This is a genomic window from Undibacterium sp. Ji83W, assembly GCF_049340385.1.
Classification (GTDB): Bacteria; Pseudomonadota; Gammaproteobacteria; order Burkholderiales; family Burkholderiaceae_D; genus Undibacterium.
In genome coordinates this window covers 31,418-45,038 of the sequence record NZ_JBMPOZ010000028.1, presented here as the reverse complement: position 1 = coordinate 45,038, position 13,621 = coordinate 31,418, and the positions used below count along the sequence as shown (strand labels likewise).

The following is a 13,621-nucleotide window of genomic DNA, read 5'->3' as shown; positions in this document are numbered from 1 at the left end:
GGCCTCCCATATTTACTCTAGCATTACTACACCGCGATTTTTCTTCGATACCATTCATGGAAATGCTGCATGCCATCTTCCATCGGTGACTGGTATGGGCCAACTTCATTGACGCCACGGTCAAACAAAATCTTGCGCCCGGCATCCATGCGCAGGCCAATCTCATCATCCTCGACACAGGTTTCCATATAGGCGGCACGTTCAGCCTCTATGAATTCACGTTCGAACAAGACGATTTCTTCAGGATAATAAAACTCAACCACATTACGGGTCTTGCCGGTAGCTGTTGGCCACAGGGTAGATACCACCAGCACATGCGGATACCATTCAACCATGATGTTGGGATACAGCGTCAGCCAGATTGCGCCATATTTGGGTGTTTCACCATTACGGAACTTCAGCACCTGCTCTTGCCAGCGCTGGTAAGTTGGCGAGCCAGACTTTTGCAAGCCCTTGTGCACGCCCACGGTTTGCACGCTGTAATCTTCGCCGAATTCCCATTTCAGGTCATCGCAAGAGACAAAGCTGCCCAGACCAGGGTGGAAAGGTTCGACGTGATAATCTTCCAGATAGACTTCAATAAAAGTCTTCCAGTTGTAATCACATTCATGGACCTCGACATGGTCGAGCATATAGTCAGTGAAATCCAGGTCCTGGGTAACACTGAGTTTGGACATGCGTTCCATGACGTTGTAGCCGTTTTGCTCGAATAACAGACCATTCCAGTTTTGCAGTGGCGTGCGCTGCAAATTCAGGCAAGGCGTGTCGGCAAAATGCGGCGCACCGATGAGCTCGCCTTTGAGGTCATAAGTCCAGCGATGCAGCGGGCAGACAATATTATTGGTATTGCCGCGCCCATTGAACATCAATGCCTGGCGATGACGGCAGACATTCGACATCAGTTCTATGCCCTGGGCGCTGCGCACCAGCATGCGGCCTTCGTTTTCGGCAGCAAGCGTGGCAAAGTCGCCGACATTGGGCACCATCAATTCATGGCCGACATAACGTGGGCCAGACTGGAATAAATCTTTGATTTCGCGCTGTAACAGCGTTTCATCAAAATACACGTGAACCGGAAGTTGCGCGTCAGAACGCGCGAGTGTAGACAAAGAAGCCAGATCGGACATCCCCACCCCCCAAATTAATTTGCACCAACCTAAGAGAGAAAGAATCCACAAAAACCTGTTCCGTAAGGACTTTCAATCCAGACGAAAATTCAAACGATCAAACGACTTGAAGAGGAAATTTTGGACAGAACCGGGAATTATACCCGAACTTAAAAAAAATGGCCTGGAATGACGATGAAATGATATAAAAATATCAGGGATTGCTGGATCTCAAGCGAATGTGGAGCTGGAGTTCGCAAGACTCGCTTTACGAATTTCTTACTAAACATTTGCGTTCAAGGGGGAAAAGGTAAAAAAACTGGCATTTCTCAGGCTAAGTTTTTGCTCTCCTGCAAAACACCCTGCAACTGCCGCAATGACAGCGCCGATTCTTTCGCAATACGACGACGCAAGATCAGGAAATTCAGGATTTTCAACATCAGGTTTGGCAACTCATAATGCAGGTGTCGTTCAAACAAAGTACCAGTAGCAGTCTCTGACAAATGATAGCTGACCGTCAGGCGGGCACCGTTATCGACTGTTGCCTGCCCCGTCCAGCGGCGCTGATCTACGCATTCTGTCACAGTCCACACCAGATGCCCGGTGCGGCCACCGGCACGCACGTCTTCTTCAAACCGGGTTCCGCTGGTGGCGATGCCTGCATGATCCATGTAAAGCTTCAGGGATGAGGGATGCCAGTCCGGCCAGTGCGTGGGACTGCAGGCGTAGTCAAATACTTGCGGGACGGGTCGCTGTATTTCTATGGCATTGTAGATGTGTGTGCTCATGGCGTTTTCTTGAGTCCAATTCAACTTCTGTCGAGGGCAGCGCGGGTATAGGCTTCTACATTGTCGAGCAACTTTTCAGTGGCAGTGATGGCAGCCTCGGCATCACCACTTGCAATTGCATCGGCCAGGTCAGCATGGGTCGTGGCGGTGACATGCAGGATGTCTTCAAACTGTGACTGTATCTTCCAGAAGCGACGAGACAAGGCATGCATGCGCTGCAAGGCCGAGACCAGAAATTCATTCCCGGCTACTTCAAACACCAACTGATTAAAGGCGCTATCTGTTTCGCTGAGGATGAATTCATCAGCCTTGCCAGCGGCCTCGCGGAAGCCTGCTGCCAGAGTGCGAAACTGTTCGCGTTGATCCTTGCTGGCCTTGCGGGTGGCGATGCGTATCAGGCTGCCTTCCATCGCACGGCGGGCTTCTATCAGGCGCATCTGGCATTGCAGGTCAACTTCACTGACGATCATGCCGCGCCTTGGCAAGACCTTGATCAGCCATTCTTGCGCCAGTCTTTGCAGAGCTTCACGCACAGGTGTGCGGCCAAGATCAAGGTAATCACAGAGTTCACTTTCAGTAATCGCCTGGCCCGGTTTGAGGTCCAGCGAGACGATGCGCAATTCCAGCAGGCGATAAGCACGCGCCGCCTGTGATTCGTTTTTTATGATGGGGAAAAGCTTGCTGAATTCTGTTTTATCCATGGTCTGCTGATGAAGTAGATAACTGTTTAACTGTTGTTACATAGGGTTTATTTGGCGTCAGGGGACATCATCGCCACATCGGTTGGTTCCAGTGGTGCTTGCGAATGCGGCACTGGTGGCTGCATGCCCAGCTCCTGATAGCGTCTGGCCACTACCGGTTTCAAGTGTTGTGAACTATAGCCATTGAAGACCGTGCCCAGCAAACTGCTGCTGCAAGTCTGATGTACCCAGCAACAAGTCGGCAAAGGGAAATGTCAGGTTCATATTGTAGTCGGTCATCAGTGCCTGGGTGTGGTGCACCATGTGATTCCTGCGCATGGTGTTCACCAATGGCAGATGCCTGACCAGGCTGTTTTCATCAACATGGCAAAGAAAATGCATGGCTTCATACAGGAGATAGAAAGCGATGGCGGTAGCAAACACGATGTAGCCAAGATTGCGTCCTGCCACCAAGGCACAGACCAGGCCCAGCAAAATGCTTTGTATGGCGATCAGGACAAAGGCATAGGCTGGGAAAAACACGATGCGGTATTCACGCGTGCTGGCCACCCGCATTTCTTCATGAGTAAAGTAATGATGATGCTCCTTGGTGTGGCGATGCCAGATCAATTGCGACAAGCGGTTCTTGCCGCGTTTGTGCAAGCGGTTTTTATGCACATACCATTCATTCAGATTGGCGAACAGCAAGGTCGCGGGTACACCCAGCCAAGCCCAGCTGGCCGCGGGCACCTGATTTAACGCGGCTGCGATAAGCGCAATACCCAGCCCAAATACGAACATGCCATGCAAAACCCCATTGTAATAAGGACTGGTGGCAGCCTGATACTGGCTGCGAAACAAACGCTGCTTGTCATCCATGTTGTTATCTCCAGATAGTTTTAATTTTTGCAGAACAACTGATATATCATATGTTCATCATATATCATTCTGCAAGATTGAAAAGTGCCTGTGCAGGTTTATTTTGCTCATCCAGTGTTTGCCCAACATGGCTGATGCAAGCCATCAGATTGTTGGCAGCGATAAGGTTTGCATAAAGTGGAGTAGCTGGAATGCCCGGCGCAGCTGGTGTTTACGCTGCATCACCGCAGACGCACTCAAGAAAAAAATCAAAAGCAGCGCAAAACCTGCTGATATGGCTTGTTGTGATGCGCCTACAATTCTTGCCTGTCAAAAACGCAAGAGCTCACTTTAGTGAATTTCATCTAAAACCCTGCCTATGTCAGTCTTTCTTGTGCATCTACAGAGTGCATATAAATGATTTAACTATTTACAACTGCGGTTGCGCCGTCACAAATTTCCAACACTATCCATTTTCCCAGCTGTTTTATGTTGCATAGCAACTTGCTAATCCAGCGTGACAAACCTAGCCTGAGCTTGCCATATCAAGATCTGCTCACAGAGGCAGGCACATAGGCACCGCTGCGTTTCATTTCAACGATAACAATGAAAGAGACAAAATGAAAAAACAAATGGTAAAAAGTGTAGTGATGTTCGTCATGGCCATGATGGTGTTACCAGCACCGTCCTGGGCAGCAGGTTATACGGAGACAAAATATCCCATCGTGCTGGTGCACGGCCTGTTCGGGTTCGACAACATCGGCCCGGTAGATTATTGGTATGGAATCCCCTCCGCCCTGCGCAGTGATGGTGCAAAAGTCTATGTCACCCAGGTTGCAGCAGCCAACAGCACCGAAGTCCGGGGTGAGCAATTGCTGACCCAGGTCAAGCAAATCCTGGCAGTCACGGGTGCTGCCAAAGTCAATCTGATCGGGCATAGCCATGGTGGACCTACCATACGTTATGTGGCCTCGGTCAGGCCTGACCTGGTGGCATCAGCAACCTCGGTAGGCGGTGTCAACCGCGGTTCCAAGGTGGCAGACGTCTTGCTTGGTGTAGCACCGGCAGGTTCATTATCGAATACCGTACTGGTATCGATCACGAATGGTCTGGCACAAGTCATCAGCTTCCTGTCAGGCAAACCCACCCTGTCACAAGATTCACTGGCCGCAGCCAATTCGCTGAGTACGGCTGGCTCGCTGAAGTTCAACGCCAAATACCCTGAAGGAGTGCCAACAACAGCATGCGGTGAAGGTGCCTATACGGCACGCGGTGTGGCTTATTTTTCATGGAGTGGTGCCAAGCCTTATACCAATGTGCTTGACATCATAGACCCAGCCCTGGCACTGACTTCACTGGCTTTTTCTGGTGAAAAAAATGACGGACTGGTCGCCAGTTGCTCCACCCATCTGGGCAAGGTAATACGTGATGATTATGCAATGAACCATCTGGACGAAGTGAATCAGACCATAGGCCTGACAAATATCTTTGAAACCAATCCGGTTACCCTGTATCGTCAACATGCAAACCGCTTGAAAAATCAAGGCCTGTAAATCTGCAATACAGCCCCTGAATATAGTCCACGCAAGAAGATGTAAATTTGAAGAAGGAGCGGGAGTCTATGAGAACAGCCAATCTGGCATTTGCTGGCGCGACGGCTTTGGTCGTCGCGGTTTTTTTCGTTTTTACTTCCCTGAAATCAGAGAACAATAGCGAACCCATCAAGCAACGCAAGGTCGATAAAAGCTTTGACTTCGTCCGCTCGTTTGAAGGCACCACCCACGACGGCAATATCGGGCAAAATGATACCAGTCAATTGCAAGTCAGCGCAGAACTGCGCCTGCTGTTTGATTACTACCTGGCCGCCACCGGCGAGAAAAAACTACCCGAGATACGCGCCGAAATTGAAAGAGTGCTGGATCAAAAACTCAGCGGCAATGCCGCCCTGCAAGCCAAGAATCTGCTGGCCCGCTACATCCAGTACAAAGAAGCACTGGTCAGCGTAGAAGCCAATGCACAAAACATCAATGCGGGAAAAATCACAATGGCCACAGCCGCCCGCCAGCGCTGGTCTGCCATGCAGCAAACCCGCCATCGCTTCTTCAGTGAAAAAGAAAACCAGGCCATGTTTGGTTTTGATGATGCCTATGATATCGATGCCCTGAACCGCATGGACGTCGCTGAAAACACCAGTCTGAGTTCAGAACAGAAGCAGGCACAACTCAAAGCCCTCGACGATGCCCTGCCTGCCGCATTGAGAGAAGAAAAAAATGCACCCTACCAGGTAATACGCCTGGAAGAACAGGCAGCAAACCTGCGCGCCACAGGCGCAAGTGATGAAGACATCTACAAAATGCGCGCTGCCGCTACCTCACCAGAAGCGGCCAGCAGGCTGGCCGAAGTCGACCGCGAAGAAAGCATCTGGAAAGCCCGCATACAACAATACCTGGAGCAAAAAAACAAACTGAATACCGAAATGGCATTCCACAGCGCGACTGAAAAACAGGCCGCATTGGATCAGGTACGCAAGCAGTATTTCAATGCGGATGAACAGCGCAGATTGCCTGCGTATGAGTGAGATGCATAGCTATTCACATTGAAGAATTAAGCCGGTCAAAAATTGCAGGTGCAACTCCTTTGGCTCAGGCTTCTGCATATTTCTTCAGAAAAATAGCTTCATCATTTTGGTTGGAAATATGAAGCAACACCGTGTGCATAAATTCTATGGTGGGGTGCTTCGCAGTGACCTTGGCGAATTCAAATACATCTTCCAGATTATGATGTGAAAACCAGCATGTAATGATGAAGCTATCGTCAGGAATAGGCATATAGTCAAATTGTTCTATATTTGCCCAATCGACAGCATCGTCCCACAAAGAGCATTCAGGTCCCCAGGCTAACATGTACAAGCAACCTGAGTTGGCTAGCCATTTGCTGATCATAGAACGCCATTCCGGCGTAACATCCGCTTCAATCACGATGACGGCAAGATAGGGCGACAATGCTGAAATGTCGATTGGCTCAGCACCTGGCTTGAGATGCAGATAAATGGGATTATTTGTCATGGTAAAGGAATAAAGTCTTAACAAGCAGGCGGTAAAGACCAGCGTGGCGCGGCTTTACCTACATGCAAACTCACCTTCCCTTTGACAATATCTGCACAACTCAAATCTGCTTCGAGTACATTATCATCGCGCCAGGCAGGATTAACAAATTGCGCGATCACCATTACAGGATCATTTTTCACAGGTGTGCTCAGGATACCTGCGTATCCTTGCCACAATTTTTTTCCGTACAGCTTGTAGACTGCCCACTCTTCACCATCAAGACCGTCCGGCTGTTCGATGGCGAGAAATTTCTTTCCTTCTGGCGACATCAGTATCGTGTGGCCGGCCCTAAAAGTCAGGCCATCACTATGGCGCAAGATGACGCCACTGAACAATGAATCTACCGTGTGACCTATCAGATGCAGATTTTGTGCTGCATTGTAGCCACAGTAAAACCAGTGCGTACCACCCAGGCTTTCATGCGGCGGTTTATCGATAAAACGTTTTGCGCCATTTGCATACTTCACTTCCAGCACATGTTCACTGGGCCTGCGTGCTTGTGCTGGATGCTGCTGGATCAGCTTGCTTTCTGCATCGCGGGTAAGAAATGCGTCCATGCAGCTCAGTTGCTGATCTGCCGCGTGGGCGTTTGTCGCCCAAACTATGGCGATCAAGAAGGAGAGTAATCTCATTGCGTGAAAATAAAGAAGGTGCCGGCATCAAAATATCGCTGAGCACATAAGCAAGCGAATGCCAGGCAAGTGTTCTTTAAGAGAATTGGTGATGGGACAGTGAGTGTGCCATTTTAATCAAGCTTTGACACAGCTTGAAGGGGCTTTATTTCAGATGCTTTAGCTCGTACTCTTAGTAGTACTTACTACTACCTGCTACTATTTAGCAGCGAAAATCAGACGAGACTCATCTCTTCTTCAGCCTCTTGCTCGTCAGGCGTGTTTTCCAGGGCTTCGGTCAGGGCACGGTCGACGACGCGGTCGAGTTGGAGTATCTTCGCGCGTTTTTCGCGGAAGGTTTGTTCGAGTTCTTCGGCGGTGACCTGGAAGGTTTTTTCCTTGTCGCCTGTCGTGAAGATGTACAGACTGCGCATGGGGCTGACCCAGGCGAGCTTGACTTTGTTGGTGCCACCGGTTTTTTTGGTGAATTCCAGCCAGACGCCGCGTTCAAGTTCAGTGACGGTGTCGACGTGTTCATCCGGCGGTGGAGTTGGTTCTGCTTCCGCCTTGCCATCTGCTTCTGCACGTTTTGCCATCCTGCGTTCAGCGGCTTGCTGTGCAACTTCGACAGCAATTTCTATCTGGCGTTCTGGTGACAGGTCTAGCGGTGCGCGGACGATGGAGGCGTGGCATTCTGCCAGGTCAGCAAAGAATTGTACGCGGTCTGCATCTTCCCACTTGATCAGGCTCAGCCATTTGTTCAGGCGGGCCAGGATAGCAGGCAGACGGTTCAGTAATTCCTGACGCTGTTGCAGGGTGATCTTGGCTTTGACGCTCCAGATCAGGTCGTCCATGGTTTTGATGGCGTCTTCAACGGCGTAAGGCTTTTCATCCTTGACGCTATAGGCCAGGGTCAATACCTTGGTCCAGCGATCTTCGAGGAAGGTTTCAACAAAGGCGACCACTTCACCGGTACCCACGCGTAATGACACTTCGTGGGTGGCGGCAATATTGGCTTGTTTGACTTTTTCTTTTTTGAGCGCTGTCTTGATGGGCAGTTGCAATGCCTCTGCCGCTTCTTTCTCTTCTTTCTGGATGAAAGATTCGAGATCGTTGACGACTTCATCAAACAGGGCTACTTCCTGATCAAACTCTTGCTGCACACGATGGACATTGCGCTGCATGGTCTGGAACAGGGGATCTTGCTGGCCTTTTTTCTGATCCCAGGCCAGGCTGTAACGTGACAGCAAGTCTACCAGGCGGCGGGCAGGATGCTCTTCCTGGAAAAAGAATTCCTTGTCCATCAATGCTGCCTTGAGGACAGGTATTTGCAGGACCGAAATCAATTCCTTGATCTGTGTCGGAATAGCTTGATTACGGAAGACGCTGTCAAAAACTTGTGACAGCAAATCCAGGGTATTTTTTTCTATGCCGGTATTGGCAATTTCCGGCATTTGCTCACGCATTTGCGAGAGGCGCAAAACGTCTTGCGCGCCGGCCATCATTTGCTGCAGCTTGACGCTCTTTTGCAGATCAGCCAGTTTCTGGAACAATTCTGCGCGCGCTACAGTCTGTGGTTCACCCGCCTGGGCAAAGCCGGAATAAGCTGCGGAACCGCTTGCACCATCTGGTGCACCACCCATATGACCAGATCCACCTGGCTGCCCACCAAAATCACCAGCACCACCAGCGAAACCACCTGCTGATCCACCGCCTGCATTCATACCACCGCCGCCACCACCAGCGTGACCAACAGCCTCATTCGCTGCACCAGCCTGGGCATTGCCAGACAAGAGGTTCCTGAGTTTTTGCGAGATATCGCCAGGCACTGCTTCTTTACGTCTTTCTGAATTGCGGTTACGGCGTATGCGGAAGGACTCGTGCAAGTCAGGCAAAATGCCCTTGGCAATCAGCGCTTCATTAAGCGCATTTAAAATTGGTTCCAGATCAAACAGTATGTCTGCGCGCAACAGTGGCAAGACCAGTTCGTGGGTGTTGACTTCGGGGTCAAACTCACACCAGGCTGAATAGATGGTGTGCAGGAAAATTTCTGGACGGAAGGGGTTTTGCGCAATGCTTAATGCGTCATGCTCCATCAAATGGGCGAAACGCATGTTCAGCGCGGCATATTGCTCGGCACTGTCAAGTTCCAGTGTGCGACCAGCACGGCTCAGGGCCAGCTTTTTGTCCATCTCTTCATAAGTGACCAGTGTCAGCGCGACATCAGCATTGCTTGCCACGATTTTGACGCCTTGCAGGAGAGCGTCGATTTCTTTGCGGAATACGGCTTCAAACCCTGCCGAGGCCAGGTAAAAAAAGGCATAGCCATTTTTCTTGAGCAATTGTCCAGCATTAAAGCTCAGATTAGCTTCACGTGCATCCATGCTTTGTTCAGACAAAGCCAGGAAAGCATTTGCCAGACGGGCAGAGAATGCATCGATTTGAGATGCCACCAGATGATTCGCCAGCGGGATGAGCGCACGCAAGACTGCATCACGGGACTGCAGAACAGTACCGGTAGGCTTGGTTGGGGTGGCGGTCGTGGACATGGCAACAGTGAGATCGGGTTATTTTGCTTAGACTAGAATTAGAACAATGAAAGTAAGAAAATATTTACAAGTAATACTATAGTGCAAATTGCGCATTACAATTGCAAAGAATTAAGACAAACTCATGACACAATTGCTTTTTTAAGGCTGCTTGCTAATTGTTCAGGATAGTTGGAAAACAGCTAATCTGCACAAAAATTAATCAAACTGGATGAGCGTACTATATACCGTTAATTTCCACATGGAAATGTTTGAAACGCAATTTCTACAAAATTTTAGTATAACTTGAGAACAAATCTAAAAACTGCAACAGCTTCGAGCAAGTCTCCTAAAATTGATTGCCATGATTGCAATAAACAGTAAATTTCTTGGGATTGCTCTAAAATAGCAGGTTGAACTCTGTTTACCTTACTTTTCCCGCCGATTTTTACGTTTGGTTTCACTTTTTTTTGTTAACGGCGCGAAACAAACATTTCTTTATGACAAAAAAACAAGCAACTGCAAATCTATCTGTTCCAGCTCATTTGGAAGGTCTGTCCTTTGAAGATGCCATGGCAGAACTCAACAAGCTAGTCTCCAGCATGGAGGCAGGCGAACTGCCGCTCGAAGCCTCTGTAAGTGCTTACCAACGTGGCTCTGAACTGGTGAAATATTGTGCAGCCCAACTCGAAAAAGTAGAGCAACAAGTCAAGGTGCTGGAAGCTGGCATGCTCAAGCCATTTGTCGATTCCAGCAACAATGGCGGCAGCAACGGCGGTGAGGAAACAACATGAGTGAACAATTTGGTAACTGGATGCGACAAACCCAGGCAGAGTGTGAAACCAGCCTGAAACAGTTTTTACCAGACGAAAATACAGTCCCGCAACAATTGCATGCCGCCATGCGCTATGCCACTCTGGATGGTGGCAAACGGGTACGCCCCTTATTGGTATATGCAGCAGGCCAGTTGTTTGATGCCCCTGCCGCTTTGCTGAGCCGCGCTGCAGCCGCAGTGGAAATGATCCACGCCTATTCATTAGTACATGACGACATGCCCTGCATGGATGATGATGCCCTGCGCCGTGGCAAACCTACGGTACACGTCAAATATGATGAGGCAACTGCATTGCTGGTAGGCGACGCCTTGCAGGCACAGGCTTTTCTGGTGCTATCAGAAGGTGAAGGCGATGCCACTGCCAAACTGGCGATGCTGCAATTGCTGGCGCGTGCCTCTGGCTCCATCGGCATGTGCGGCGGTCAGGCGATTGACCTGGCCAGCGTTGGCGTTGCGTTGGACCGCGAACAACTTGAGCAGATGCACAGATTGAAAACCGGTGCCCTGCTGCGTGCTTCTGTATTATTAGGTGCCATGTGCGGTAAACCCCTGGCAGCAGATGAAACCGCAGCACTGGACCGCTATGCAGCCGCCATAGGCCTGGCTTTCCAGGTGGTGGACGATGTGCTGGATGCGACGTCAGATTCTGCCACCCTGGGCAAGACGGCGGGCAAGGACGCGGCAGATAACAAGCCGACCTTTGTCAGCCTCATGGGGCTGGACGCTTCACGCGCATTGGCTACGCAACTGTGCCATGATGCGCATGCAGCCTTGGATAATTTTGGTGACAAGGCCAGTTTACTGCATGAGCTGGCAGATTTGATCGTGCAACGCCAGGCATGATTTTTATGTTGTAGGGTGCGTATGGCGCACCATGGTAATAAAGCCTGTAGTGAAGTAAGCGGTGCGCATGGCGCACCCTACGGGTAAGGGCAATAATATTTACGTCATTCCAGCGCAGGCTGGAATCCATCTGCGCAGATCCGTTCCCGCAGATAAACGCAGTTAGTAGGGTGCGCCATGCGCACCACAGCAGTAAAAATAGTAAAGCGAACGATAGATTTGGCAGAGAGTTTTGCCAAAGGATAGTAGCCAAACAGCAGTAAGCCTGAACAGTAATGCAGTGCAAATATGCGATAGCAGCTCTGGCAGTCAGCCAGGTATGAGGTAGCTGACAATCAGGGGCGTTTAGCCAAGTAATGAAAAAGAACAATGACGACTTTATTAAACACCATTAATTCCCCCGCTGACCTGCGCAGCATGACGCGTAGCCAACTCAAGCCTCTGGCAGACGAGTTGCGTCAGTATGTGCTTGAATCCGTTTCCAAAACCGGCGGCCATTTGTCGTCGAATCTGGGCACGGTGGAATTAACCATCGCCCTGCACTACGTCTTCAACACACCAGAAGACAGGCTGGTATGGGATGTGGGTCATCAGACTTATCCGCACAAGATTTTGACGGGCCGACGTGAGCAGATGCATAGCCTGCGCCAGTTGAATGGTATCTCAGGTTTTCCGCGTCGCGCCGAAAGTGAATACGATACCTTTGGCACCGCACATTCATCGACTTCGATTTCTGCAGCACTCGGCATGGCACTGGCTGCCCGCACCAAGGGTGAAGACCGCCACGCGGTTGCCATCATCGGTGATGGTTCGATGACGGCTGGCATGGCATTCGAAGCCATGAACAATGCTGGCGTACATGATGATATCAATCTGCTGGTCGTGCTGAATGACAATGACATGTCGATCTCGCCACCAGTCGGTGCACTGAACCGTTACCTGGCACGTCTGATGTCGGGCAAGTTCTATGCTGCCGCACGCAATGTCGGCAAATCGGTCTTGCCTTCGCCTGTGCTGGAGCTGGCCAGGCGTTTTGAAGAACACGCCAAGGGCATGATCGTGCCAGCCACCATGTTTGAAGAATTTGGCTTCAATTACATAGGCCCAATCGATGGCCATGATCTTGATTCGCTGATACCGACACTGCAAAACATCCGCAACCTCAAAGGCCCGCAGTTCTTGCATGTAGTCACCAAAAAAGGCCAGGGTTATAAACTGGCAGAAGCTGACCCGGTTTTGTACCACGGCCCCGGCAAGTTCAACCCGGCTGAAGGCATCAAGCCTGCTACCGCTCCCGCCAAACAAAGCTATACGCAAGTATTTGGCAACTGGCTGTGCGACATGGCTGCGGCTGATCAAAAACTGGTAGGCATTACCCCTGCCATGCGCGAAGGTTCGGGCATGGTGGAATTTGAAAAACAATTCCCCAAACGTTATTACGATGTCGGCATCGCTGAACAGCATTCCGTCACTTTTGCAGCTGGCCTGGCTTGCGAAGGTTTGAAGCCAGTAGTCGCCATCTACTCCACCTTTTTACAGCGTGCGTATGATCAGTTGATCCATGACGTCGCCCTGCAAAACCTGGACGTGACTTTTGCATTAGACCGCGCTGGCCTGGTAGGTGCCGATGGTGCGACCCATGCCGGCAATTATGACCTGGCCTATCTGCGCTGCATCCCGAACATGGTCGTCATGGCAGCCTCAGATGAAAACGAATGCCGCCAGATGCTGAGCACAGCCTACCAATACCCCGGCCCAGCCGCAGTACGTTACCCGCGCGGTTCTGGCATAGGTGTGCCAACAGGCAAAGACCTGGACACCATTCCTCTGGGCAAAGGCGAAGTCAAACGCCAGGGCAAGCGCATCGCGATCCTGGCATTTGGCTCGCTGGTGCACCCTGCCCTGCAAGCGGCAGAACAACTTGATGCCACTCTCGCGAATATGCGTTTTGTCAAACCGCTGGATGTAGAACTGCTCAAATCCCTGGCCGCCAGCCATGATGAACTGGTCACTGTGGAAGAAGGTTGCACCATGGGTGGTGCAGGTTCAGCAGTCGCTGAAGCCATGGCAGAGGCAGGTATCAGCAAACCCCTGCTGATACTGGGCTTGCCAGACCGCTTTGTCGATCACGGCGACCCAGGTTTGCTGCTGGCGCAATGCGGGCTGGATGCAGCAGGAATAGAGAAATCGATTCGCGCAAGATTTGGAATATAGGGTTTGCAAACAAAAACCGCTCTTCAAATATGAGCGGCTGTTCTCGGGCTA

Annotated in this window: 13 protein-coding genes; 5 read left to right on the top strand and 8 right to left on the bottom strand. The window is 50.6% G+C overall.

Going from position 1 to position 13,621, the window contains the following annotated elements; translation table 11 throughout:
* Positions 1–26: 26 nt before the first annotated feature.
* The 5 genes from ACO0LD_RS28835 to ACO0LD_RS28815 form a co-directional block, all read right to left on the bottom strand.
* A complete protein-coding gene (locus tag ACO0LD_RS28835; protein ID WP_423012479.1) occupies positions 27–1,127 on the bottom strand; it encodes an aromatic ring-hydroxylating oxygenase subunit alpha in 1,101 nt (366 codons plus the stop codon).
* A gap of 308 nt (positions 1,128–1,435) precedes the next feature.
* Complete coding sequence (locus ACO0LD_RS28830; protein ID WP_423012477.1) at positions 1,436–1,894, bottom strand: SRPBCC family protein; 459 nt, start codon at positions 1,892–1,894, stop codon at positions 1,436–1,438.
* A 20-nt stretch (positions 1,895–1,914) separates the two neighbouring features.
* Positions 1,915–2,595: a GntR family transcriptional regulator gene (locus tag ACO0LD_RS28825; RefSeq protein WP_423012475.1), complete on the bottom strand. Its 681-nt coding sequence runs from the start codon at positions 2,593–2,595 to the stop codon at positions 1,915–1,917.
* Positions 2,596–2,642: 47 nt separating this feature from the next.
* The gene (locus tag ACO0LD_RS28820) at positions 2,643–2,798 is read right to left on the bottom strand and encodes a hypothetical protein (RefSeq protein WP_423012473.1); all 156 of its coding nucleotides are present in this window, start codon (positions 2,796–2,798) and stop codon (positions 2,643–2,645) included.
* Positions 2,770–3,453 carry a fatty acid hydroxylase family protein gene (locus ACO0LD_RS28815; RefSeq protein ID WP_423012471.1) on the bottom strand — a complete coding sequence of 228 codons (684 nt, stop codon included), beginning with the start codon at positions 3,451–3,453 and terminating at the stop codon, positions 2,770–2,772. The genes ACO0LD_RS28820 and ACO0LD_RS28815 overlap by 29 nt, the downstream gene beginning before the upstream one ends.
* 599 nt (positions 3,454–4,052) lie before the next feature.
* Between ACO0LD_RS28815 and ACO0LD_RS28810 the strand changes: the two genes are divergently transcribed.
* Together ACO0LD_RS28810 and ACO0LD_RS28805 are read left to right on the top strand one after the other, a co-directional pair.
* Positions 4,053–4,985 carry a lipase family alpha/beta hydrolase gene (locus tag ACO0LD_RS28810; RefSeq protein WP_423012470.1) on the top strand — a complete coding sequence of 311 codons (933 nt, stop codon included), beginning with the start codon at positions 4,053–4,055 and terminating at the stop codon, positions 4,983–4,985.
* 68 nt (positions 4,986–5,053) lie between these two features.
* Positions 5,054–6,010, top strand: a complete 957-nt coding sequence (locus tag ACO0LD_RS28805) for a lipase secretion chaperone (protein WP_423012469.1) — start codon at positions 5,054–5,056, stop codon at positions 6,008–6,010.
* 64 nt (positions 6,011–6,074) lie between these two features.
* Here ACO0LD_RS28805 and ACO0LD_RS28800 read toward each other — a convergent pair whose 3' ends face one another.
* From ACO0LD_RS28800 to ACO0LD_RS28790, 3 genes are all read right to left on the bottom strand, one after another.
* A complete protein-coding gene (locus tag ACO0LD_RS28800) occupies positions 6,075–6,497 on the bottom strand; it encodes a DUF7684 family protein (protein ID WP_423012468.1) in 423 nt (140 codons plus the stop codon).
* Between the two features lie 17 nt (positions 6,498–6,514).
* Positions 6,515–7,096: a hypothetical protein gene (locus tag ACO0LD_RS28795; RefSeq protein ID WP_423012467.1), complete on the bottom strand. Its 582-nt coding sequence runs from the start codon at positions 7,094–7,096 to the stop codon at positions 6,515–6,517.
* A gap of 290 nt (positions 7,097–7,386) precedes the next feature.
* Entirely contained in the window at positions 7,387–9,699 is a 2,313-nt protein-coding gene (locus ACO0LD_RS28790; RefSeq protein WP_423012466.1) for a DUF1631 family protein, read from the bottom strand.
* Positions 9,700–10,178: 479 nt separating this feature from the next.
* Here ACO0LD_RS28790 and ACO0LD_RS28785 point away from each other — a divergent pair, with 479 nt between their 5' ends.
* From ACO0LD_RS28785 to dxs, 3 genes are all read left to right on the top strand, one after another.
* On the top strand, positions 10,179–10,472 hold the full coding sequence (locus tag ACO0LD_RS28785; RefSeq protein ID WP_423012464.1) for an exodeoxyribonuclease VII small subunit: 294 nt from the start codon (positions 10,179–10,181) through the stop codon (positions 10,470–10,472).
* Positions 10,469–11,356, top strand: a complete 888-nt coding sequence (locus ACO0LD_RS28780) for a polyprenyl synthetase family protein (protein ID WP_423012462.1) — start codon at positions 10,469–10,471, stop codon at positions 11,354–11,356. The genes ACO0LD_RS28785 and ACO0LD_RS28780 overlap by 4 nt, the downstream gene beginning before the upstream one ends.
* A gap of 369 nt (positions 11,357–11,725) precedes the next feature.
* Entirely contained in the window at positions 11,726–13,570 is a 1,845-nt protein-coding gene (dxs, locus tag ACO0LD_RS28775) for a 1-deoxy-D-xylulose-5-phosphate synthase (RefSeq protein ID WP_423012460.1), read from the top strand.
* Positions 13,571–13,621 lie beyond the last annotated feature (51 nt).